The organism is Niveispirillum sp. FG148 (assembly GCF_057809655.1).
Map to the genome: position 1 here is coordinate 246,999 of NZ_JBMDKJ010000004.1, position 21,651 is coordinate 268,649.

The 21,651-nt window shown below is 64.9% G+C and carries 19 protein-coding genes and 1 tRNA gene; 13 read left to right on the top strand and 7 right to left on the bottom strand.

The features are described 5' to 3' along the window. Positions 1–20: 20 nt before the first annotated feature. Both ACODTW_RS06540 and ACODTW_RS06545 read left to right on the top strand, forming a co-directional pair. Positions 21–2,234 carry a TonB-dependent hemoglobin/transferrin/lactoferrin family receptor gene (locus ACODTW_RS06540; protein WP_488945151.1) on the top strand — a complete coding sequence of 738 codons (2,214 nt, stop codon included), beginning with the start codon at positions 21–23 and terminating at the stop codon, positions 2,232–2,234. Positions 2,235–2,247: 13 nt separating this feature from the next. Next, positions 2,248–3,249, top strand: a complete 1,002-nt coding sequence (locus ACODTW_RS06545) for a DUF6607 family protein (protein ID WP_488945152.1) — start codon at positions 2,248–2,250, stop codon at positions 3,247–3,249. 407 nt (positions 3,250–3,656) lie between these two features. Here ACODTW_RS06545 and hppD read toward each other — a convergent pair whose 3' ends face one another. Beyond that, a complete protein-coding gene (hppD, locus tag ACODTW_RS06550; RefSeq protein ID WP_488945153.1) occupies positions 3,657–4,772 on the bottom strand; it encodes a 4-hydroxyphenylpyruvate dioxygenase in 1,116 nt (371 codons plus the stop codon). Between the two features lie 141 nt (positions 4,773–4,913). On the opposite strand from hppD, the gene ACODTW_RS06555 reads away from it, so the two are divergent. Both ACODTW_RS06555 and phhA read left to right on the top strand, forming a co-directional pair. Continuing rightward, the gene (locus tag ACODTW_RS06555; protein WP_488945154.1) at positions 4,914–5,390 is read left to right on the top strand and encodes an Lrp/AsnC family transcriptional regulator; all 477 of its coding nucleotides are present in this window, start codon (positions 4,914–4,916) and stop codon (positions 5,388–5,390) included. Positions 5,391–5,540: 150 nt separating this feature from the next. Beyond that, complete coding sequence (phhA, locus tag ACODTW_RS06560; protein ID WP_488945155.1) at positions 5,541–6,467, top strand: phenylalanine 4-monooxygenase; 927 nt, start codon at positions 5,541–5,543, stop codon at positions 6,465–6,467. Positions 6,468–6,541: 74 nt separating this feature from the next. Here phhA and ACODTW_RS06565 read toward each other — a convergent pair whose 3' ends face one another. Continuing rightward, entirely contained in the window at positions 6,542–7,882 is a 1,341-nt protein-coding gene (locus ACODTW_RS06565; RefSeq protein ID WP_488945156.1) for a class I SAM-dependent RNA methyltransferase, read from the bottom strand. 19 nt (positions 7,883–7,901) lie between these two features. Then, a complete protein-coding gene (locus tag ACODTW_RS06570) occupies positions 7,902–8,345 on the bottom strand; it encodes an acyl-CoA thioesterase (RefSeq protein WP_488945157.1) in 444 nt (147 codons plus the stop codon). 153 nt (positions 8,346–8,498) lie between these two features. Here ACODTW_RS06570 and ACODTW_RS06575 point away from each other — a divergent pair, with 153 nt between their 5' ends. Beyond that, entirely contained in the window at positions 8,499–8,741 is a 243-nt protein-coding gene (locus ACODTW_RS06575; protein ID WP_488945158.1) for a hypothetical protein, read from the top strand. A gap of 57 nt (positions 8,742–8,798) precedes the next feature. Here ACODTW_RS06575 and ACODTW_RS06580 read toward each other — a convergent pair whose 3' ends face one another. Further along, the gene (locus tag ACODTW_RS06580) at positions 8,799–9,440 is read right to left on the bottom strand and encodes a phosphoribosylanthranilate isomerase (protein ID WP_488945159.1); all 642 of its coding nucleotides are present in this window, start codon (positions 9,438–9,440) and stop codon (positions 8,799–8,801) included. Next, a complete protein-coding gene (pyrF, locus tag ACODTW_RS06585; protein ID WP_488945160.1) occupies positions 9,437–10,153 on the bottom strand; it encodes an orotidine-5'-phosphate decarboxylase in 717 nt (238 codons plus the stop codon). Before pyrF ends, ACODTW_RS06580 begins: the two co-directional genes overlap by 4 nt. A 203-nt stretch (positions 10,154–10,356) precedes the next feature. Here pyrF and ACODTW_RS06590 point away from each other — a divergent pair, with 203 nt between their 5' ends. Beyond that, on the top strand, positions 10,357–10,947 hold the full coding sequence (locus ACODTW_RS06590; RefSeq protein WP_488945161.1) for a DUF2889 domain-containing protein: 591 nt from the start codon (positions 10,357–10,359) through the stop codon (positions 10,945–10,947). Here ACODTW_RS06590 and ACODTW_RS06595 read toward each other — a convergent pair. Further along, a complete protein-coding gene (locus ACODTW_RS06595; protein ID WP_488945162.1) occupies positions 10,944–11,444 on the bottom strand; it encodes a DUF2244 domain-containing protein in 501 nt (166 codons plus the stop codon). The genes ACODTW_RS06590 and ACODTW_RS06595 overlap by 4 nt on opposite strands. A gap of 106 nt (positions 11,445–11,550) precedes the next feature. On the opposite strand from ACODTW_RS06595, the gene nth reads away from it, so the two are divergent. The 7 genes from nth to ACODTW_RS06630 all read left to right on the top strand — a co-directional run bounded on the left by nth (position 11,551) and on the right by ACODTW_RS06630 (position 20,033). Next, entirely contained in the window at positions 11,551–12,186 is a 636-nt protein-coding gene (nth, locus tag ACODTW_RS06600; RefSeq protein ID WP_488945163.1) for an endonuclease III, read from the top strand. 29 nt (positions 12,187–12,215) lie between these two features. Continuing rightward, entirely contained in the window at positions 12,216–13,379 is a 1,164-nt protein-coding gene (hemW, locus tag ACODTW_RS06605) for a radical SAM family heme chaperone HemW (RefSeq protein WP_488945164.1), read from the top strand. A 327-nt stretch (positions 13,380–13,706) separates the two neighbouring features. Continuing rightward, a complete protein-coding gene (locus ACODTW_RS06610) occupies positions 13,707–16,652 on the top strand; it encodes a methyl-accepting chemotaxis protein (protein ID WP_488945165.1) in 2,946 nt (981 codons plus the stop codon). A 79-nt stretch (positions 16,653–16,731) separates the two neighbouring features. After that, positions 16,732–16,808, top strand: a tRNA-Arg gene (locus tag ACODTW_RS06615). A 251-nt stretch (positions 16,809–17,059) separates the two neighbouring features. Further along, entirely contained in the window at positions 17,060–19,366 is a 2,307-nt protein-coding gene (locus ACODTW_RS06620) for a penicillin acylase family protein (protein ID WP_488945166.1), read from the top strand. Positions 19,367–19,452: 86 nt separating this feature from the next. Next, positions 19,453–19,830 carry a hypothetical protein gene (locus tag ACODTW_RS06625; protein ID WP_488945167.1) on the top strand — a complete coding sequence of 126 codons (378 nt, stop codon included), beginning with the start codon at positions 19,453–19,455 and terminating at the stop codon, positions 19,828–19,830. Between the two features lie 11 nt (positions 19,831–19,841). Next, positions 19,842–20,033, top strand: a complete 192-nt coding sequence (locus ACODTW_RS06630; protein WP_488945168.1) for a helix-turn-helix transcriptional regulator — start codon at positions 19,842–19,844, stop codon at positions 20,031–20,033. 53 nt (positions 20,034–20,086) lie between these two features. Here ACODTW_RS06630 and eat read toward each other — a convergent pair whose 3' ends face one another. Then, complete coding sequence (gene eat / locus ACODTW_RS06635) at positions 20,087–21,457, bottom strand: ethanolamine permease (RefSeq protein WP_488945169.1); 1,371 nt, start codon at positions 21,455–21,457, stop codon at positions 20,087–20,089. Positions 21,458–21,651 lie beyond the last annotated feature (194 nt).

Genomic DNA, 21,651 nt, shown 5'->3' on the forward strand with positions numbered 1-21,651 from the left:
GCAATTGAGGGAAGTGGGACGTGAAACGGTTCGGTATGACGGCGTTGCCGCTGGTTCTGGCTGCACTGGGGGCGCCGGCCTGGGCGCAGGCCACGGCAATGGACGCGACGGGCGGCGAGACCCAGGTCAGCGAGATCACGGTAACCGCCACCCGCACGCCCAAGGAAATCGTGGAGGCGCCGGCCACGGTCAGCACCATCGACCAGGGCAAAGTGCGCGACCGTCTGGTTACCGACATCAAGGACCTGGTCCGTTATGAACCCGGCGTGTCGGTACGGACCGCCGCGGGCCGTTTCACCGCCGCCGGCGCCCACACGGGCCGCGACGGCAACAGCGGCTTCAACATTCGCGGCCTGGAAGGCAACCGCGTGCTGATCCAGACCGATGGCATCCGCGCCCCCGACGCCTTTGCCTTCGGCGGGCAGTCGGTGGGGCGTGGCGATTATGTCGATCTGGATCTGGTGAAGAAGGTGGAGATTCTGCGCGGCCCCGCGTCGGCCCTTTACGGGTCCGACGGGCTGGCCGGTGCTGTCAGCTTTGTCACCAAGGACCCTGCCGACTTTATCAAGGGCGATGCCACCTATGGCGGAGAGGTGAAGACCGGCTACAGCAGTGCCGATGAAGGCTGGGGCAAGGGTTTCGTCCTGGCCGGGCGCAGCGGCGACTGGTCGGCCATGGTCGCCTATAACCGCCGCGACGCGCATGAGACGAAAAACCAGGGCGCGGTCGATGCGGCCAACAGCAGCCGCACCAAGCCCAACCCGCAGGACATCACCGACAATTCGGCCCTGGCCAAGCTGGTCTGGCAACCCAACGCCGACCATATCCTGCGCCTGACCTATGAACTGCTTGACCATGACATGGAAGCCGACGTGCTGACGGCCGTCGCGGTTCCACCACTCAGTTCCACCAGCACGCTGGCGCTTTACGCCCATGACATGATCCGCCGTGACCGCATCAGCCTGGATCATCGCTATGATCCGGCCGATGGCGGCTGGCTGGACAGTCTGCACTGGACGCTGTACCGGCAGGACAGCGACACCAAGCAGTTCTCCGCCGAAGACCGCAACACGGCCGCCGACCGCCTGCGCGTTGGCACCTTCAACAACAAGGTCACCGGCTTCAACGCCGACGCCACCAAGCATCTGAAGACAGGCGATGTCGACCATCTGATCGTCTATGGCGGCGACGCTTCGCTGACCCGGCAGGACGGCATCCGCACCGGCACTGTGCCGCCGGCCGGCGAAAGCTTCCCGGCCCGCGCCTTCCCCACCACCGACCACACCCTGGCCGGCCTGTTCGTGCAGGACGAGGTAAAGCTGCTGGGCGGTGCCCTGTCGCTCTATCCGGCCCTGCGTTTCGACTATTACAAAATCGATCCCAAGAGTGACGCGCTCTATGTCGGCACACCGACGGGTCAGAATGGGGATCATGTCTCCCCCAAGTTCGCGGCCTTGTACTGGCTGACAGACAATGCCGGCCTGTTCGCCAACTATGCCGAAGGGTTCAAGGCGCCGGCCCCATCGCAGGTCAATAACGGCTTCAGCAACCCGACACAGAATTACCGCTCCATCTCCAACGCCGATCTGAAGCCGGAAACCAGCCAGACCGTGGAACTGGGTCTGCGTTTCCGTGGTGCCGGCTGGCAGGCCGCGGTCACGGGCTTCAGGGGCTGGTACGATGATTTCATCGATCAGGTGCTGGTGTCGGGTAATTTCACCGCCGCCAACCCCGCGACCTACCAGTATGTCAACCTGGGCAAGGTCACCATCCAGGGGCTGGAAGCCAAGGGTAACTGGGAGGTCGGGTCCGGTTTCGGCCTGATTGCCGCCGCCTCCTACACCAAGGGTGACCAGAAGGACGGGGGCACCTCCAGACCGTTGGACAGCATCGACCCGGTGAAACTGTCGGCGGGGTTGAGCTGGGAGGAGCCAGCGGAAGGCCGCTTCGGCGGGGAATTGTCGGCAACCTATTCGGCATCGAAAAAGGCCAGCCGCATCGGCACTGCCTGCACGCCATCCTGCTTCACGCCGGGTGAATTCGTGCTGCTGGACGCCACGGCCCATTGGCGGGTGGCGGACATGGCGACGCTGCGCGCCGGCATCTTCAACATCCTGGACAAGAAATACTGGTGGTGGAGCGACGTGCGCGGCCTGTCCGCCACATCGGCCACCCGCGACAGCTACAGCCAGCCGGGCCGCAATGCCAGCGTCTCCCTGACCGTGTCATTCTGAGGAACCCCCGATCATGAAGAACCTGTTTCGCTCAGCAGTGCTGGCGTTGACCGTCTCGGTCAGCGTCCCCGCGCTGGCCCAGACTGCGGCTGATTGCGGCAAGGCTGACTGCACCCGTTTCAACGCCGACCGCGCCGCCATCCTGGCCATGGCTGGCACCTATCGCGTGAAGTTCGACTTCCGCGAAACGGTGGCCCTCGTCCCCGGGTACGAGCTGCTGGAGCCCAAGCGCAGCGGCGGGTATGAGGCTGTGCGCGTCATTGAGGATACGGGCCGGACCATCCGCCTGCAGCATCTGCTGGTGGTCAAGGACGAGGAGGACAAGCCCGCCATCGTCAAGCATTGGCGCCAGGACTGGACCTATGAGCCGGAAAAGGTCCTGACCTATACGGGTCCGGACCAGTGGAAGCTGACCCCGGTGCCCGCCGCGGAGCGGACCGACGCCTGGTCGCAGACCGTCTGGCAGACCGATGACAGCCCGCGTTATGGCGGGGTGGGGCAATGGCGGCATGACCGGGGCGAGGATCGCTGGATCAGCGCGGAGACGGCCCGGCCCCTGGCCCGCCGCGACGCCGTGCGCCACCCGGTCTATGACCGCTATATCGGCACCAACCGCCATGCCCTGACCCATCAGGGCTGGGTGCATGAACAGGACAATGCCAAGGTCGGCGCGCGCGACGGTAAGCTGACCACCTTCGTGCATGAGGTGGTGCTGAATTCCTATGTCCCGTCCACCGATTTCGATTTCAAGGCGGCCGATGATTACATGGCCAGAACGGCCACCTTCTGGGCCGCCGTACGCGCTGCCTGGGACGCTGTCGCCACGCGCGATGGCGGCATCCATCTGGTGCAGGAAGCGGAAAGCGGGTCCAGCACGGGCAAGGAGCTGATGACCATGGCCGATGATCTGGCCGCGGGCAAGCTGGCGCTGTCCGACGCGGTGGCCCGTGCCCGTTTCCTGATCGACCGATCCACCAAACCGGCCGCTGCCACGGCCGGCGCGTCGCTTGGGTGACGCGGGGGCTCCCCGGTGGAAGAAGTGACCAGCTTCCACCGGGGAGAGTTTCAAGGGTTCGGCAGGACGGTCCCGCTGTCCTGCCGCCGATCCGGCCACCGCCATGGCCGGCGCGTCGCGGGGGTGACGCGTGAACCGGGGGGATGCCGGGATATTACCGCCGGCATCCCTTCGGCATTTCTCCGACCCATGAAAAAGGGGCCGGACAAGCCGACCCCTTCTCACAAGCAAATCAGGCCGCAAAGCCTTATACCAAGCTGCGGTGAGTGAAACTCATCGTAGCCTGGTTGGCGCATTGAGCGCCCGCGACCCCATGGTCGCGCGAATCCAAGCCGCCGGATAGCGGCGCCCGGCGCCTGAGGGCTGCATTGATCTGAACCGCAAGTTCTGATCAATGCAGATCAGTATCAGTCAGCCGACAGCACGCCGCGTTCCACCTGATCACGTTCGATGCTCTCGAACAGGGCGCGGAAATTGCCTTCGCCGAAGCCGTCATCGCCCTTGCGCTGGATGATCTCGAAGAAGATCGGGCCGATGACCGTGCTGGTGAAGATCTGCAGCAGCAGGCCGCCACCCGGCGCGCCGTCCAGCAGGATGCCGCGCTTGCGCAGCTCGTCTGTCGGCTGGCCATGGCCCGGCAGGCGTTCTTCCAGCATGTCGTAATATGTGGCCGGCGGCGGGGTCATGAACACCACGCCATTTTCCTTCAGCGCATCGAAGGTCTTGATGATGTCGTTGGTCGAGAGCGCGATGTGCTGGATGCCCTCGCCCTTATATTCGCGCAGATATTCCTCGATCTGGTCGACGCGGCCTTCGACGCCGGCACTTTCATTGATCGGTATACGGATCTTGCCGCAAGGCGCGGTCAGGGCCCGGCTCTTCAAACCGGTCAGCTTGCCTTCGATGTCGAAGTAGCGGATCTGGCGGAAGCTGAACAGCTTGGCATAGAAGTCGTACCAGACATCCATGCGGCCGCGATGGACATTGTGGGTCAGGTGGTCAACCTCGACCAGCCCGCAGCCGACCGGATTCTGTTCGGCCCCGTCGACGGGCACGAAGTCGATATCATAGATGGAGGTGGGGGACGTGTAGCGGTCCACCAGATAGATCAGGCTGCCGCCGATGCCTTCGATGGCGGGAATGTTCAGTTCCATCGGCCCGACGGTACCCTTCACATCCTTGGCACCCAGTTCGACGGCGCGCTTGTGCGCGGCCGCCGCATCCTTGACGCGGAAGGCCATGGCGCAGGCGCTGGGCCCATGGTCGCGGGCGAATTGCTGCGCCATGCTGTCCGGCTCGCCATTGACGATGAAGTTGATGTTGCCCTGGCGGTAGAGCGAGACATTCTTGGACCGGTGACGGGCCACCTTGGTGAAGCCCAGGACCGTGAACAGCTTGTCCAGCGCCACCGTATCCTCGGCCGTGTATTCGACAAATTCAAAGCCGTCGGTGCCCATGGGATTGTCCCACAGGTCGCCTACCAGCTTGCCGTTTTCCACGCGCGCCGTACCGCCGTCAGCCATCATCGTCTCCCTGATCATCCGCTTGGTTGGGGAATGATTGGATAATAGGGCTGAACCCACGGGCATGTCCTTGCGAACTGCATTCGGAATCTGGCAGTGTCTGGTGAGAAATTGCGCCGATAGCCGGATTGAGGGCAGAAGATGAGTGCAAGCGGTTTGGACGCAGCAGATATCCGCATACTTGCTGCATTGCAGCGCAATGGGCGCCTGTCCAATGTGGACCTGGCCGATCAGGTGGGGCTGTCGCCCAGCCCCTGCCTGCGCCGCGTGCGCGACCTGGAGGAAAAGGGCTTCATCCAGGGCTATACGGCCATCCTGGACCGGCGCAAGCTGGGCATGGGCGTCGTCGCCTTTGTCGAGGTGAAGATCGACCAGAATGCCGAAGGCGATGCCGATTTCCGGCGCGGCATCCTGCTGCTGCCGGAGGTGGTGTCCTGCTTCGTCATGACCGGCAACATGGATTACCTGCTGCAGGTGGTGGTGGAGGATCTGGACAGCTTCGCCGACCTGTCCATGCGCAAGCTGCTGTCGATCAAGGGGGTGAAGGAGGTGCGGTCCAGCTTCGTGCTGGATGTGGTCAAGCACTCCACATCCCTGCCATTGCCGAAACCGACCTGAACCCGGCAGGAGATGGCGCTGGACCGACGCGATACCCGGATATAATTGCGCAAACACCCCCAACCTGGAGCATATCCGCAAGGAAATGCCCCGGCGCTGACGCTATGATGGCTTCCAACATATCCCGCATGATTTGGGGACGGAGCCATCATGAAGACGACCAACGCGCCCGCTGGCAACGCCTCCGCTGGCGATTTTGCGGCACGCCTGGCCGACAGCGGCAAGACGGACAAGGCGCTGCGCGGTGATTACAGCCGGGTACAGGCCGACTACACCACCGACCAGCGCTGGGAAGATTACAGCGCTGGAGAGCATACGCTGTGGCGCACCCTGTTCGACCGGCAGTCGGCGCTTCTGCCCCGTTACGCGGCGCCGGAATTCATCGAAGGGCTGAAGCGGCTGGACGTGCGCGACGGCATCCCGGATTTCCGCCGTGCATCGGATGTGCTGATGAAGGCCACGGGCTGGTCGCTGGTGGCTGTACCGGGCCTGATCCCGGACAAGGAATTCTTCGAACATCTGGCCGCCCGCCGCTTCCCCGTCACCAACTGGATCCGCACGCCGGAGGAGATGGATTATCTGGTGGAACCGGATGTGTTCCACGATTTCTTCGGCCATGTGCCGCTGCTGACCCATCCCGTCTTCGCCGATTACCTGCAGGCCTATGGGCATGGCGGGGCCAAGGCGCTGGCGCTGGGCGGTCAGGAACAGCTGGCCCGGCTTTACTGGTACATGGTGGAATTCGGGCTGATCAACACGAAGGACGGTCTGCGCGCCTATGGTGCGGGCATGCTGTCATCGCGGGGGGAGACGCAGTTCTGCATCGACAGCCCGATGCCGCACCGCATCGGCTTTGACCTGGAACGCGTCATGCGGACCCGGTATCGCATTGATGATTACCAGCAGACCTATTTCGTGCTGGACAGCTATGACCAGCTGATGGACGCGACGGCGGTGGATTTCACCCCGCTCTACGCCCGCCTGCGCACCCTGCCGGAGATTGCGCCGACAGAGATGCTGTCCACCGACCGGGTGTTCACGCTGGGCGCCCAATGCGAAGGCCACAAGGCGGCGTAAGGGTTCCCCCGACCTTTCCCGCCTGTACCGCACCCCGGTCCCCATTGCCGGGGCCGGGGTGCGCCTGTTCAGGTTTACCGCCGGAACCAGCCCACCAGTTCCAGATGCGATGACCACAGGAACTGATCGACGGGCCAGATATCGGTCAGGCGGTAACCGCCTTCGATCAGCAGGGCCGCATCCCGGGCAAAGCTCACGGGGTTGCAGGATACGCCCACGGCGACGGGCACGGTGGATGCCGCGATCTGCGCGGCCTGCGCCTGGGCCCCGGCCCGCGGCGGGTCGAAGACCACGGCCTGGAACCGGTTCAGGTCATAGGGGGGCAGCGGGTCGCGGAACAGGTCGCGCTTTTCCACCGTCACCTTGCCGCCTGTCTGCCGCGCCCCGGACGACAGGGTGTTGAAGGCGTCCGGCTCGCTTTCCACCGCATGCACCTTGCCCTTGGCGGCCAGCGGGAAGCTGAAGGTGCCGCTGCCGGCGAACAGATCGGCGATGGCAGCGGCATCCCCCACGCCAGCCAGGGTGGCGGCCACCAGCGCCGCCTCTCCCTCGCGGCTGGCCTGCAAAAAGGCGCCAGGTGCCGGTGAGACGGTGACCGACCCGAAACCCAGCACGCCCGACCGGCGCATGGCGATGGGTTCGGCCGGCTGCCATTCCCGCGCCCGCCAGGACAGGCGGGCCAGATCCTGGGCCGTGGCGAATTCGACCAGATGTTCCAGGGTGCGCAGGTCCGGGCGGCTCAGCCCTTCCAGCACCATGTCCACCCCGTCATCCAGCAGGGTCATGGCCACGTCCAGCGACTGCCCGTCGGCCAGCAGCGGGGCCAGCGCCTGACGCAGCGGGGCGATCAGCGCCACCAGCGCCGGGGCCAGCACGCTGCAATCACTCAGGTCGACCAGCCGGTGCGAATGCGCCTCGTTAAACCCCAGCCAGACGCGGCTGCCCCGGCGCGCGGCATTCATCACGGCGCGGCGACGGCCACCGGGAGAGGTGCGGGCCATCGGATGCAGTGTGACACCGTCGCCCAGCAGACCCGACCGGCCCAGCACGGTGGTCAGCGCCTCCATCTTCCAGGTCGCATAGGCGGCGTCGTCCATATGCTGGGCCACGCAGCCGCCGCAGCTGCCGAAATGCGGACAGGGCGGCTCCGCCCGTCCCTTGCCTTCTTCCAGCAGGGTGACGGGCACACCTTCCCAGCCATCACCGCGATGGGCGCCGAACTTCACCATCAGCCGGTCGCCCACCAGGGTCTGCGGCACATAAAGCCGGTGTCCATCCCATTCCGCTAACCCATCGCCGCGCCCGCCGACGCGGGTGATGACCACTTCCACCGGGCCATGCGTGGGCGGCTCCGGTGTGTGACGCTGAGGCGGACGGGCGGGGCCGGAACGACGGGCGGGCTTGCGGGGTGGCATTGTTACGATTCCAGAATAATCACAGTCGGAAGGGGGCAAGGGCGGTACGGGCAGCATCGGGGATCGGGACCGGCCGGCGGGTCGCACGATCGATCAGCACCTGGGTTGCGTCATGCGTGGCCTTGATCGTTTCGCCAACGAAAAGGGCACCTGCAACCCGGATGGAACTCGTGCCCAGCGCGATCACCCCCAGGCCGATGCGCAAGGGTGCCGGATAATGGATCTCGCCCAGGAATTCGAACACGGTGCAGCGCAGAACCACGGCCTGGCCCGGCAAGTGCGCATACACGTCCGCCGCGGTCAACAGGCCGACACGGGCATTTTCGAAATAGGCCCCGATGGCGTTGTTATTGGCATGCCCGACCGGGTCCAGGTCGGCGAAACGCACATGTTCATCCTGCCAGAACCGGTAGAGTGCCGGATCGGTCAGACGGGCATGATCGACGCTGCTGCCAGCTTTCATGGCACGGGTCCCCGGGGGCCGGTGGCACCGGCGTGATATCCATCAAATTTCATCTTGGGCATAGGGGGGCGGCGCGATTTTGGCAAGCCGTCCGGCGGAAAGGATGGTAGAAGGTCGCTACTTGAACACTTTGCCCGGAAGGGAGCCCCCACCATGACCGATGCCAACACCAGCGCCGCCGAGCAGCTTTTCGACAAGGCGCTTGATCTGGCCGAAAAGCACCTTGAAGCGGCCATGAAGGAAGGTGGCGCGCTTTCCGGATACGTCGCCATTGCCATGATCGAAGCCGCCGTCAACCAGGCCGTCGAAGAGACGAGCCATGAGGATGTGGCCGACATGCTGCGCGATCTGGCCGACCAGATCGAAGCCGATGCCGAGGAAGGCGAGGACGAGTAATCGTCACGTCCACCTTGTTTTCTGGAAGAACCCCGCCGGATTGCCGGCGGGGTTTTTTCATGGCCGTGCAACGGCTTGCAGGAACGCGCGGATCAGGGCCGGACTTTTGACCCCCGGCGCCTCTTCCACGCCGGACGACACATCGACGGTCGTCGCGCCCGTGGCGCGGATGGCGTCGGCCACGTTGGCCGGGTCCAGCCCGCCCGACAGCATCCAGGGCTTTTCCCAGGTCCGGCCCGTCAGCAGCGACCAGTCGAAGCTGACGCCATTGCCGCCGGGCAGCACCGCGCCCTTGGGGGGCTTGGCATCGAACAGCAGCAGGTCGGCCACCGGCTCGAACAGCTTGGCCGCATCCAGATCGGCCGGTTCGGCCACCTTCACCGCCTTCATGACGGGCAGGTTGAAGCGGGCCTTGATGGCCGCCACGCGCTCTGGCGTCTCGCCCCCATGCAACTGGATCAGGTCCAGCGGCACCTGTCCCGTCACATCGTCCAGCAATTCATCCGTCGGATCGACAAACAGGCCGACGACGCGGGTACCCGTGCCCACCATGCGCGACAGTTCGGCCGCCGTGGCGATGGAGACATTGCGCGGCGATTTGGGGAAGAAGACCAGCCCCACATAGCGGGCCCCGCCATCCAGGGCCGCCTGCATGGCGTCCGGTGTGCTGATCCCGCAGATCTTGGCCTTGGCACTCATGCGCCCAGTTCCTTGGCGATGCGGGCGGCGGCGGCGGCGGGGTCGGCATCGGCCGTGATGGGGCGGCCGATGACCAGATGGTCGGCCCCGGCCGCCACCGCGTCACGCGGGCCCATCACCCGCTTCTGGTCGTTGGCGGCGGCCCAGGTCGGGCGGATGCCCGGCACCATCAAGGTGAAATCGGCCGGCAGGTCGCGGCGCAGCAAGGCCACCTCCGCCGGGGAACAGACCACACCGTCCGCCCCGTTCGCCTGCGCCACCCCGGCCAGACGCCGCACCTGATCGGCGGCCGGCACGGACTGGCCCACCGCCGCCAGATCTTCGTCCGACAGGCTGGTCAGCACGGTGACGGCCAGGATGCGCATGCGCGGCAGCGACAGGCGTTCCGCCTCCTCCCGCGCGGCATCGGCCGCCGCCCGGATCATGGCCGGTCCGCCCGACGCATGGATGGTCAGGAATTTCGGTGCCAGCGGCGCGACAGAGCGCACGGCGCCGGCCACGGTATTGGGAATGTCGTGCAGCTTCAGATCCAGGAACAGCGGCAGGTCACCGGCCGCCACAACCTCGCGGATGCCGGCCGGCCCCTGGGCCATGAAGAATTCCAGCCCCAGCTTCACGCCCCCCACCAGGCCGGCAACCTTCGCCGCCATCGCCTTGGCCCCCGCGATGTCCTGCATGTCCAGGGCGACGAAGACGCGATCGGTGGGGCGCATGGGGGGGCTCCGGCAAGGGTCAAATCCGGGTGCTGGTTTAACGCGGATCGATGGACAAGCGAAGGGCCGATCGGGCAAGCGTGCCATACGCGGCTTTTCCACATTACGAAAACGTAAAGGGAAGGCTTGACCCTGATCATGGCGGCAACCCAGAATGCGGCCTGCCCACCGTGCAGGAACTGGTCAGGACCGGGAGATCATCGATGCCGTTGCCGCCGCCCGAGGTACCGCGTGAGCGCATGCATGTGCGCAGGGTCACCTGCTCCGGCTATCGCCGGGCGGATGGGCTGTGGGACATCGAGGGCCATATCACGGACGTCAAGGACCACCCGTTCTTCCGCGGGGAACGCGGAGAGATCGCGCCGGGCGAGTTCGTTCACGAAATGTGGATCCGTGTCACCTTCGACAACCGCCTGACCGTGCGGGCGGTGGAAGCGGTGACGGATGCCGCCCCCTACACCCTGTGCCCGTCCATCACGGCGAATTTCCAGCGCCTTGTGGGCCTGTCCATCGCCAGCGGCTGGACGGCCGCCGTGAAGGAACGCCTGGGCGGCACCGAAGGCTGCACCCATATGGTGGAATTGCTGGGCCCGGTGGCAACCACTGCCTTCCAGACCATTGCCACCTGGCTGGATGATCGTGACCAGGAGGCACGGGCTGCCATGGTCGCACGGGGGGAAACGCCGCCAAGGCGCCGCCGGCCGCCTATGATCGACACCTGTCATGTCTGGGCCGCCGATGGTGAGGTCGTGGCGCGTGAATGGCCGGAATTCGCGGTGGCGAAGGGGGATTAATGCCCGCGGCGCCAGCGTTCCAGCGCGTCCCGCAGGGCGCGCGCGAAGGCTTTGCGTTCTTCCGGTGACAGAAAACTGCCCACGACCAGATGCCGTCCGTGCGAGGACAGGGTGATCTGGCTGCCTGGCCGCAGCGGTTCATCCAGGTTCACGCGCAGCCAGGTCGGTTGCAGGGTCCAAAGCTGTCGCCGGTTGGCGGGATCGACCCGTTCCACGGTCAGGGCCCGGTCGGTCAGTTCCACCGTCTCATGCGCCTGTGCGCTGCGGTAACTGGCCTTGAACGCCCAGTAAAGCAGGGCGACATCGACACCCATGAAGCCGATGATGGGCCAGGCCCCGTTCAGATAGAAGATCAGACCCGTCCCCAGGCTCAACCCGCCCACAGCCCACATGATCCGCCGGAATCCGGCCGGGCTCAGGCTGCGATGCGGGTACAGCACGGCCCGGAACAGGACCGCGGCCGGATCGTCCGGTGATGGGGCGGCGAAATCGTTCATCGGCGATACGATAGGGCGGAAGGTTTGAACCGGCAAGGTGGGGAGATTGCGACAGGCTGTCCCGCCGACTATGGTAGGGCCCCCGACATCAGCCCGGTTTCCTGCTTTGAAGCGCGCCCAGATCGACGAATTCTTCCGCCGCCTGTCGGAACGCAATCCAGAGCCGCAGACGGAACTGGAATATTCCAACCCCTACACGCTTCTGGTTGCCGTCGTGCTGTCGGCACAGGCGACCGATGTGGGGGTGAACAAGGCGACCAGGGCGCTGTTTGAAAAGGCCGACAATCCCGCCGCCATGCTGGTGCTGGGGGAGGCGGTGGTGCGTGATCATGTGAAGACCATCGGCCTGTTCAAGACCAAGGCCGCCAATGTCATCAAGCTGTCGGAAATCCTGGTCGCCAAGCATGGTGGCCAGGTTCCGCGCAGCCGCGAAGCCTTGGAAGAACTGCCCGGCGTGGGCCGCAAGACGGCGAATGTGGTGCTGAACGTGGCCTTTGGGGAGCCGACCATCGCCGTGGACACCCATATTTTCCGCGTGTCCAACCGCACGGGCCTGGCGCCCGGCAAGGATGTGGAGGCGGTGGAGCAGGCGCTGCTGAAGCGCGTACCCAAGGCGTGGCGGCTGCATGCCCACCATTGGCTGATCCTGCACGGACGCTATGTCTGCAAGGCGCGCAAGCCGGATTGCGGTGCCTGCACCGTCCGTGATCTTTGCGAATTCCAGGGCAAGGTGCTGGAATAGGCGCCGGCCGTTCCGAAGAAGGACCAGAGATGACCAATGCGCCCGATCCGGGTTTCGCGCTTTATGTGCATTGGCCGTTCTGCGCGTCCAAATGCCCCTATTGCGACTTCAATTCCCATGTGCGGGAAAAGGTGGACCAGGAACGCTGGGCCGCCGCCATGCTGCGCGAACTGGATCATTTCGCCGACCTGACGCCGGGGCGCCGCCTGACTTCCGTGTTCTTTGGCGGCGGCACACCGTCGCTGATGCCGCCATCAACGGTGGAGGCCATCCTGCGCCGGGCCGATGAACGCTGGGGCCTGCCCGCCGGGACGGAAGTGACGCTGGAAGCCAACCCGACCAGCGTGGAGGCCGACAAGTTCCGCGCCTTCCGGGCCGCCGGCGTTAATCGCGTCAGCCTGGGCATCCAGGCCCTGAACGAGGCCGATCTGAAGGCGCTGGGCCGCCGCCATTCGGCGGCGGAGGCGCTGACCGCCATCGGTCTGGCCCGGTCCATCTTCCCCCGCTACAGCTTCGATTTGATCTATGCCCGGCCCGGTCAGACCGTGGCTTCGTGGCGGGAGGAACTGTCGCGCGCCCTGGACCATGCGGTCGGACACCTGTCGCTCTACCAGTTGACCATTGAGGAGGGCACGCAGTTCCATACCCTGCATGCGCGCGGGGAACTGGTCCTGCCGGAGGAGGAGGTGCAGGGCGACCTGTACGCCGCCACGCAGGAGGTCCTGAACCGGGCGGGCCTGCCCGCCTATGAAGTGTCCAACCATGCCCGGCCCGGCGAGGAGAGCCGCCATAACCTGACCTATTGGCGCTATGGCGATTATGTGGGCATCGGGCCGGGCGCGCATGGAAGGCTGACCCTGGATGGTACCAAGATTGCCACCCGTACCCACCGCGGGCCGGAAATCTGGCTGGAACGCACCCTGTCATCGGGGACGGGCGCCAAGCCGTTTGAGCCGGTGGCCCCGGCCGACCGTCTGACCGAGATGCTGATGATGGGACTTCGCCTGTCCGAGGGCGTGCCCCTTTCCCGTATCGAGACGGAAACAGGCAGACCGCTGGAAACCTGGATCGAAACGGCGCGTCTGGAAAGCCTGATCCGGCACGGCATGCTGGAGCGGCGGGGCGCCGTTCTGGCGGCCACGACCGATGGACGCGAGCGCCTGAACGCCGTGCTGGCCAGCCTGCTGGGCTGATATTCCGCCGGTCTGGTGACGACGGCTTATACTTTCTGCCAATAGGCTACTATCCCCACGGATAGGCAGTTGCATATGGAAAACCTAATATAGTTCTATAGATTTTTAACCAATTACGTTGGGCTGGAAATGATTCCCTATCCGTTTGGATATTTCCATTTCAGCGCGTCATGGAAAATGGTGGGCGAATGCCCCGACAAGGTGGAAATCTCAGTGGATTGACCTGTGGTGGCATAACCTGACGGATAATCTTCGTTTGGTCGCTTCAGTTCGTTCCGGTGGGCGCACATCATTGTCGAAGCCAGATATCGCGGAATGAGGCAATTTATGCGTGACAATGGACCGGTGACCAAGCACGAAGTCATGATGACCGACGGGGATATGCTCGTCTCCAAAACGGACACCGGCGGCCGGATCACCTTCGTCAACCAGGCTTTCATTGCGATCAGCGGTTATGCTGAGCATGAATTGCTGGGAGCCCCCCACAATATTGTGCGCCATCCGGACATGCCGAAGGAGGCGTTCGCCGATCTGTGGGCGACGGTGAAGCAAGGCAGGCCCTGGGAAGGGCTGGTCAAGAACCGTTGCAAGAATGGCGACCATTACTGGGTCCGGGCCAATGTCACGCCGTTGATCGAAGACGGCGCCGTCACCGGCTATATCTCCATCCGCACCAAGCCGACGCGGGACGAAGTGGCGGCCGCGGAGGCGCTTTATGCCGATCTGCGCGCCGGCCGCGCTAAGGATATTTTGCTGAAGCATGGCAATGTGGAGAAGGTCGGCGTCGCAGCCCGGCTGCAACGCTGGGCCCAGTCCGTGCGCGGGCGGCTGATGCTGGCCTTCGGCCTGATGCTGGCGTTGCAGCTGCTGATCGGTGCCGTTGGCATGAAGGCCGCTGATGACGGCAATGAGCGCGTCGTTGAATTGAACAATGAGGCCGTGGTCCATCTGCGCCGGCTGAAGATCGTTTCCGACGCCTATGCCGTGTTCATCGTCGATGCCTCCCACAAGGTCCGCAACGGCAACTTCGCCTGGGAAGAGGGCGTCAAGTCGATCGAAAAGGCGCGGGCCGATATTCAGCGGGAATGGAACGGCTTCGCCAGCGCCGCCTTCGACGAGGATGAGAAGCAGAACGTTGCCAAGGTCACAAAACTGGTGGCGTCCGCCGACCAGACGGTCAACGCGCTGCTGGCCGCCATGAAGGCACAGGATCGGGCGGCGCTGGATGATCTGGTCAAGAACCGGCTGTACCAGACCATCGATCCGGTGACCGACGTCATCAGCACCTTGAGCGACATCCAGATTGCGCATGGTCCGATTTTCATCGCGGAAGCGGAAGTGGCGCACAATCTGCTGATCTGGATCCAAAGCATCATTGCCGGTATCGGCATGCTGCTGACCATCGGGGCGGCCTGGTGGCTGATCGCCACGATCCGTCGGCCGCTGAACGACATGCGTATTACCTTCGACGCCATTGCCGCCGGCCGCTTCGACTATAATGTGAAGCTGCCGACGGTGCGGGAATTCCGCAGCGTCTTCGGCCAGTTGCGTGCGACCAAGGCCAAGCTGGGCTTCGGGGCGGAAGAACGGCAGGTGCTGGAAGCCAAAGCCCAGGCCGAGACCCGCACCCGCCTTTTGGAAACCACGGAAGCGATCGAAGCCGATCTGATCGCCACCTGGCAAAGTGTCGAGCAGAGCTCAAGCCGCGTTTCCAACGGCATGGTGCGTCTGAACACGGCCGTGGGGTCGGTGCGGCAGAACGCCGTGCTGCTGGCTTCCATCGCTGAACAGACGTCTGCCAATGCCCAGAATGTGGCGGCGGCCACGGAAGAACTGGGCGCCACGGGCAATGAGATCGCCCGACAGGCGGCCCTGTCGAACCAGGTCGTGGCCCGTGCCGTCGCCAGTGCGCGTGATGCCGAGGCAGCTGTCGAGCGAATGGCGGAAGCGACAGGCGAGATCCGACAGGTTGTCGGTCTGATCGCGGAGATCGCCGAACAGACCAACCTGCTGGCGCTGAACGCCACCATCGAGGCGGCCCGGGCCGGAGAGGCCGGCAAGGGCTTCGCCGTCGTGGCGGGTGAGGTGAAAAGCCTGTCGACCCAGACCCGCAGCGCCACCGACGACATCGCCCGCCGCATCGCCGCCGTACGCGATGCCGTGGATGGCAGCGTCGAGGGCATCCGCGCGGTGATCCGGGTGGTGGAGGAGATCAACCACACGGCCACCGCCACTGCTGCCGCCGTCGAGGAACAATCCGCCGCCAGCGCGGAGATTGGGCGGAACGCCGAGGAATCGGCGTCCGGTGCCACCCAGGTTTCTGGCAGCGTCACCCATATCAGCAACGAAATCGAGCAGGCCAAGAATGTGGCCGACGAAGTGGAACTGCGTGTCAACGAAACCCAGCGCGCTGTGGGGGCCCTGCGTCATCGGCTGCTGACCACCCTGCGCCAGTCGGTTGCCGGCGATCGCCGCACGCATGACCGCATCCCCACTGATATCCCGATCAAAGTGACCACGGGCGGCCATGATCTGTCGCTGCGGCTGCTGGACCTGTCGGAAGAAGGGGCGCTGCTGTCGCAAGTTGATGGCCTGCAGATCGATGCCGGTGCGCGTGCCCAGATCACCATCCCGGGATTGAGCATGATCGTCGGGCGCATTGTCGGCAGCAGCGACCTGGGCATCCATGTCAATTTCGAGATCACGTCGCGCCAGCAGACCGAAATCGCCGCCTTTGTGCAAAAGCTGATCAGTGAAGAGGCCAAGTATGTGACGGCGGCGCAGAAGGCGGCGGCGCAGATGTCCGACGCCCTGACCAGCGCCGTGAACAATGGCCGGATCAGCGAGGATCAGTTGTTTGCAACCGACCTGACCCTGATCCCGGACACCGATCCCCAGCAATTCATGGCCCCCTTCACGGAACTGACCGACAGCCTGTTCCCGGCTTTCCAGGAAGCGGCCCTGGCGCTCGACCCGGCTATCCAGTTCTGTGCCGCCGTGAACACGGTCGGCTATCTGCCGACCCACAATAAGAAATGTTCAGCACCGCAACGGCCCGGGCAGGTGGACTGGAACATGGCCAACAGCCGCAACCGTCGCCTGTTCGATGATCGCGCCGGCCTGGCCGCCAGCCGCAATAGCCGGCCCTTCCTGCTTCAGTCCTATATGCGTGACCTTGGCGGCGGCACCGTCGTCCGCCTGATGGAAGCCGATGCGCCGATCATGGTGAATGGCCGCCGCTGGGGCAATGTCCGCCTCGCCTACAAGAAGTAACCCCCGGATGCCCTCATGGTCGATCGCCATGGGGGCTTTTCCGTCGGGTCGATTGCCGCTATATGGTGGCCCGTGGTTTGCGTCCGTAGCTCATCAGGATAGAGCGCCGGTTTCCTAAACTGGAGGCAGCAGGTTCGAGTCCTGCCGGGCGCGCCACCGCCATCCCGCCGATGTCCATGCCGGACCTTGCTTTGATCTCCGCCGGAAGGGGATCGGAACGACGCCGCAGGCGTTGTACCGATCAAAATGCCGCGCCATCGCCATTCCGCTTGCCGCGCGACTGACCAACAGGGAAACTGCCGCCACCATCTATGGTTAAAGGGGGGGGGACCTTGGCGCGGAGACGGAACGGCAGGCGTGGATCGGGGTCGGCCTTCGGGCGCGGTTTGCGGATCGGGGTCGGCAGCTTGCTGGGTCTTGTCGGTTTTGCGGCCGGCGCCTTCGGTATCAACCTGCAGCTGTCCAAGCCCGTTCTGGAAGGGACGGTGTCCGTCCGCGGCCTGACATCCGCCGTCACCGTGGCCCGCGATGACCATGGCGTGCCCGTGCTGGATGGGGCCAACCGGCTGGATCTGGCGCGGGCGCTGGGTTTCCTGCATGGACAGGAACGCTTTTTCCAGATGGACCTGATCCGGCGCAGCGCGGCAGGCGAATTGTCAGGCCTGCTGGGCCCGATCCAGGTGGTGAAGGACATTGACCGGCTGCGCCGGGTCCATCGGTTCCGCCATCGGGCCCGGACGGTCCTGGACGGGCTTGCCCCCGACCAACGCGCCTTGCTGGAGGCCTATGCCGACGGTGTGAACCAGGGGCTGGCCGCACTGGGCGGCCGTCCCTTCGAATATGCCCTGCTGCTGTCCACCCCACAGCCCTGGCGGGCGGAAGACAGCGCGCTGGCCGCGTTCGCCATGTATATCGACCTGCAGGACCGTGACGGTATCGACGACCGTATCCGCGCACGCGCGCTGGAGACGCTGGGCCCGGAGCTGGCCGCCTTCCTGCTGCCGCGCGGCACGTCCTTCGATTCGGCCCTGGATGGCACCACTATGCCGGAACCGCCGATGCCGGACAGCATGGTCAAGCCGGCGCCGGTGCAGAAGGCGGATGCCGGAACCGACGGGGACGCGGTGACCTTGGGCAGCAATGCCTGGGCCGTTGGCGGCGCCTTGACCGGCACGGGGGCGGCCCTGGTCGCCAATGACATGCATCTGGGCATCAGCGTGCCCGGCACCTGGTACCGGGCGCGGCTGCGCCTGTCGGGCGAAGCCCCCATGGATGTCACGGGCGTCACCCTGCCCGGCACGCCCCTGGTGGTGGCCGGCAGCAATGGCAAGGTGGCCTGGGGCTACACCAATTCCTATATCGATACGGTTGATGCCGTGCTGCTGGACCCTGTGGAAGGGGCACCTGATCAGTACAAGACCCCTGACGGTCCCCGGCCAGTCGAGAAGGTGACGGAGCAGATCTGCCCGCATTTCGCCGATTGCGAGCCGTTGGTCGTGGAAGAGACGATCTGGGGCCCGGTGGTGGAGAAGCGGGCCGACGGTACCCGCATTGCCATGCGCTGGACGGCGCATGATGCCGATGCCATGAATCTGACCGGCATGCTGGGCATGGAGACGGCGACGTCCGTGCCCGATGCCATTGCGCTGGCCCATCAGGCCCGCCAGCCGCAGCAGAATTTTGTCGTCGGTGATGCCGCCGGCAATGTCGCCTGGACCATCATCGGCGCGGTGCCGGCCCGGTTCGGCATGGATGGCAGCCAGCCCACCAGTTGGGCCGATGGCACGCGCGGCTGGAACGGCATGCTGCCACCCGACCAGATTCCCGTCATTGCCAATCCTGAAGATGCCCGCATCTGGACGGCCAACGCCCGCATCGTCGGCGGCGACGCCTATGCCAGGCTGGGCGACGGCGGCTATGACATGGGCGCCCGGCAGGGGCAGATCCGCGACGCGCTGTTCGCCCGCGATCGGTTCGAACCGCGCGACATGCTGGCCATCCAGCTGGATGATCGGGCCACGGTGCTGGATTTCTGGCAAGGACAGCTGCTGACGGCGCTGGAGGCGCGAAAGGATGACCCGGCCTTTGCCGCCTGGCTGCCGCTGGTGCGTGACTGGGGCGGGCGGGCCGTGCCGGACAGCGTCGGCTATCGGCTGGTGCGCAGCTTCCGCCTGCTGACGGCGCAGAATCTCTACACCGCCTATCTGGGGGCCACACCCCGTCACCGCGCCGCATCCCAGCAGGAAGCGGCCCTGCGCCGGCTGTTGACCGACCGGCCGGCCGGCCTGGTTCCCGCCGGTGCCAAGGATTGGGACGGGGTGCTGGACAGCATCCTGGCCGATCTGACGAAGCAGGTGGAGGAAGCGGGCGGCATCGACACCTTCACCTGGGGCCAGCGCAATGTCGCGGCCGTGCAGCACCCGCTGGTCAAGATCCTGCCGCCCGTGGCCTGGCTGACCGATCCGCCTGAACAGGCCATGCCCGGTGACAATCTGATGCCCCGCGCCCAGGCGCCGGGCTTCGGCGCCAGTGAACGGTTTGCCGTGTCGCCGGGGCATGAGGGCGAGGGCTATTTCCATATGCCCGGCAGCCAGAGCGCCCACCCCCTGTCGCCCTATTATCTGGCCGGGCACCAGGACTGGGTGAAAGGCAATCCGACACCCTTCCTGCCCGGCGCCGCCCGCTGGACCTTGTCGCTGTCTCCCGGCGGCTGATGGAAAGTTTGCTTTCCATGTAAAGTATGCTTGACATGCTGGCCGATGGCCGGCATATGTAAAGCACACTTTACATGGAGGTTGCGATGAATATGCGGCGTTACATTGTGGAACTGGGCTCAGCGATTGCTGCCTATGGCCTGGTACTGACGGGATCCATCCTGTCGATCAAGAATGGCTGGGTGGAGGGGGACTGGCAGGTGCCCGTGGCCGTCCTGCCGATGCTGCCCATGGGGCTTGCCGCCTGGGCGATCCTGCGGCAGATCCGCCGGCTGGACGAGCTTCAGCGCCGCCAGCAGCTGGAAGCCCTGGCCTTCGCCTTTGCCGGTACGGCCATGATCACCTTCACCTATGGCTTCCTGGAAGGCGTGGGGATGCCCAAATTGTCAATGTTCTATGTCTGGCCGCTGATGGCGGCGCTGTGGAGCCTGGGCGGCTGGATCGCCCATCGCCGCTATCGCTGAAAGGACCTTCAATGAAAAACCGATTGAAGGACCTTCGGGCCGAGCGTGGCTGGTCCCAAGGCGATCTGGCGGAAAAACTGGCCGTGTCGCGGCAGACGGTGAATGCGCTGGAAAATGGTCGCTATGACCCCAGCCTGCCCCTGGCCTTCGCTATCGCCCGGCTGTTCACCCTGCCGATTGAGGCGATCTTCGAGGAGGATTGAAAACCGAACCCGGCAGGGGTTTCCTTGCCGGGTTCGGTCATGTGCGCCACAGATCAAAGATCGGTATCGCCGCGGGCCAGCACGCCCTCACCCGCCGAAACGGCGATGACGCCGCCCACGATCTCCACATCCTTTTCCGCCCGCACCTTGGCGGTCGCGATGAAATAGAGATAGGCGGGCACGAACAGGCCGACGAAAATGATGGCGATCATCGCGTTGAACCAGGCCATCACCACCAGGAAGAACAGCGACAGGCCCAGGGCGATGCCCGGAAACAGCGGATAGAGCGGGGCCTTGAACGGCCGCTCCATCGCCGGGTCGCTGGCGCGCAGCTTGAACAGGGCTGCCATGGAGATGATGTAGAGCACCAGGGCGCCGAAGGCCGACATGGTGATCAGCTCCGCCGTCTTGCCCGACAAGAGCGCAATGATGCCGATGACCCCGCCCGCGATCAGGGCCCAATGCGGCGTGGCATATTTCGGATGCAGGGTCGCCAGCACCGCCGGCAGATAGCCGGCGCGGGCCAGCGCGAAAATCTGCCGCGAATAGCCCAGGATGATGCCATGGAAGCTGGCCACGATGCCGAACAGGCCGATGGAGACCAGCATGTGGGTCCAGCCGCTATCCTTGCCCACGACGACGGCCATGGCCTCAGGCAACGGATAATCGACCGTGCTGAAATTGCGCCAGTCGCCCACCCCGGCCGTCAGGATCATGACGCCCAGCGCCAACACGACCAGGGTCCCGATGCCGGCAATATAGGCGATGGGAATGCTCTTGGTCGGTTCCTTCGCCTCTTCGGCCGCCATGGCCACGCCTTCGATGGCCAGATAGAACCAGATGGCGAACGGAATGGCGGCCAGGATGCCGGCCGTGCCGAATTCCTCGTTATTGGCGACGAAGTTGGTGACGCTGAAGGCCGGGGCCACGACACCCATGAACACCAGCAGCTCGATCACGGCCAGGATGGTCACGATCAGCTCAAAAGCCGCCGCCTGTTTCACGCCCACGATGTTCAGCCCCACGAAGACGATATAGGCGGCGATCGCCACCCCCATCACCGGCACGTCGGAGAACATGAAATGCACATAGGCGCCCAGGGCCGCCGCGATGGCGGGCGGGGCAAAGACGAATTCCACCAGCGTGGCATAGCCGGCCACCAGCCCGCCCAGTGGCCCGAAGGCCTTGCGGCTATAGGCGAAGGGACCGCCTGCCTGCGGGATGGCTGTGGTCAGTTCGGTGAAGGAGAAGATGAAGGTGGCGTACATCGCTGTCACCAGCAGCGTCGCCCACAGGAAGCCGATGGTGCCCGCTTCCTTCCAGCCATAGTTCCAGCCGAAATATTCGCCCGAAATCACCAGGCCGACGGCGATCCCCCACAGATGCACCGGCCCCAGCGCCTTTTTCAAACCCGTACCGCCCATGCCGTCCCCGCTCTTGGCAATGGGGCCGCAGCCCCGGTTGATCGAAGAATGGACTGTGATCCGGCCGGTCTTCTTCCCAAAGCGTGACCGGATGGTGCGCCGCAGCAAGTTTCACGCCACGGCCCGATGGTGCGGGATTCCGGCCTTTTGCCGCTCACCGCACCAAGGGGTGCCGCTTAGAATTTCAGCAGTTC

What these genes read in the sequence shown, in the direction of transcription:
- hemW (WP_488945164.1), top strand. Translation starts at nt 12,216, where the DNA reads ATGACCAATGCGCCCGATCCGGGTTTCGCGCTTTATGTGCATTGGCCG.
- phhA (WP_488945155.1), top strand. Translation starts at nt 5,541, where the DNA reads ATGAAGACGACCAACGCGCCCGCTGGCAACGCCTCCGCTGGCGATTTT.
- ACODTW_RS06545 (WP_488945152.1), top strand. Translation starts at nt 2,248, where the DNA reads ATGAAGAACCTGTTTCGCTCAGCAGTGCTGGCGTTGACCGTCTCGGTC.
- ACODTW_RS06570 (WP_488945157.1), bottom strand. Translation starts at nt 8,345, where the DNA reads ATGAAAGCTGGCAGCAGCGTCGATCATGCCCGTCTGACCGATCCGGCA.
- eat (WP_488945169.1), bottom strand. Translation starts at nt 21,457, where the DNA reads ATGGGCGGTACGGGTTTGAAAAAGGCGCTGGGGCCGGTGCATCTGTGG.
- ACODTW_RS06575 (WP_488945158.1), top strand. Translation starts at nt 8,499, where the DNA reads ATGACCGATGCCAACACCAGCGCCGCCGAGCAGCTTTTCGACAAGGCG.
- ACODTW_RS06625 (WP_488945167.1), top strand. Translation starts at nt 19,453, where the DNA reads ATGAATATGCGGCGTTACATTGTGGAACTGGGCTCAGCGATTGCTGCC.
- ACODTW_RS06580 (WP_488945159.1), bottom strand. Translation starts at nt 9,440, where the DNA reads ATGAGTGCCAAGGCCAAGATCTGCGGGATCAGCACACCGGACGCCATG.
- ACODTW_RS06555 (WP_488945154.1), top strand. Translation starts at nt 4,914, where the DNA reads ATGAGTGCAAGCGGTTTGGACGCAGCAGATATCCGCATACTTGCTGCA.
- ACODTW_RS06565 (WP_488945156.1), bottom strand. Translation starts at nt 7,882, where the DNA reads ATGCCACCCCGCAAGCCCGCCCGTCGTTCCGGCCCCGCCCGTCCGCCT.
- hppD (WP_488945153.1), bottom strand. Translation starts at nt 4,772, where the DNA reads ATGGCTGACGGCGGTACGGCGCGCGTGGAAAACGGCAAGCTGGTAGGC.
- ACODTW_RS06595 (WP_488945162.1), bottom strand. Translation starts at nt 11,444, where the DNA reads ATGAACGATTTCGCCGCCCCATCACCGGACGATCCGGCCGCGGTCCTG.
- ACODTW_RS06590 (WP_488945161.1), top strand. Translation starts at nt 10,357, where the DNA reads ATGCCGTTGCCGCCGCCCGAGGTACCGCGTGAGCGCATGCATGTGCGC.
- ACODTW_RS06610 (WP_488945165.1), top strand. Translation starts at nt 13,707, where the DNA reads ATGCGTGACAATGGACCGGTGACCAAGCACGAAGTCATGATGACCGAC.
- ACODTW_RS06630 (WP_488945168.1), top strand. Translation starts at nt 19,842, where the DNA reads ATGAAAAACCGATTGAAGGACCTTCGGGCCGAGCGTGGCTGGTCCCAA.
- pyrF (WP_488945160.1), bottom strand. Translation starts at nt 10,153, where the DNA reads ATGCGCCCCACCGATCGCGTCTTCGTCGCCCTGGACATGCAGGACATC.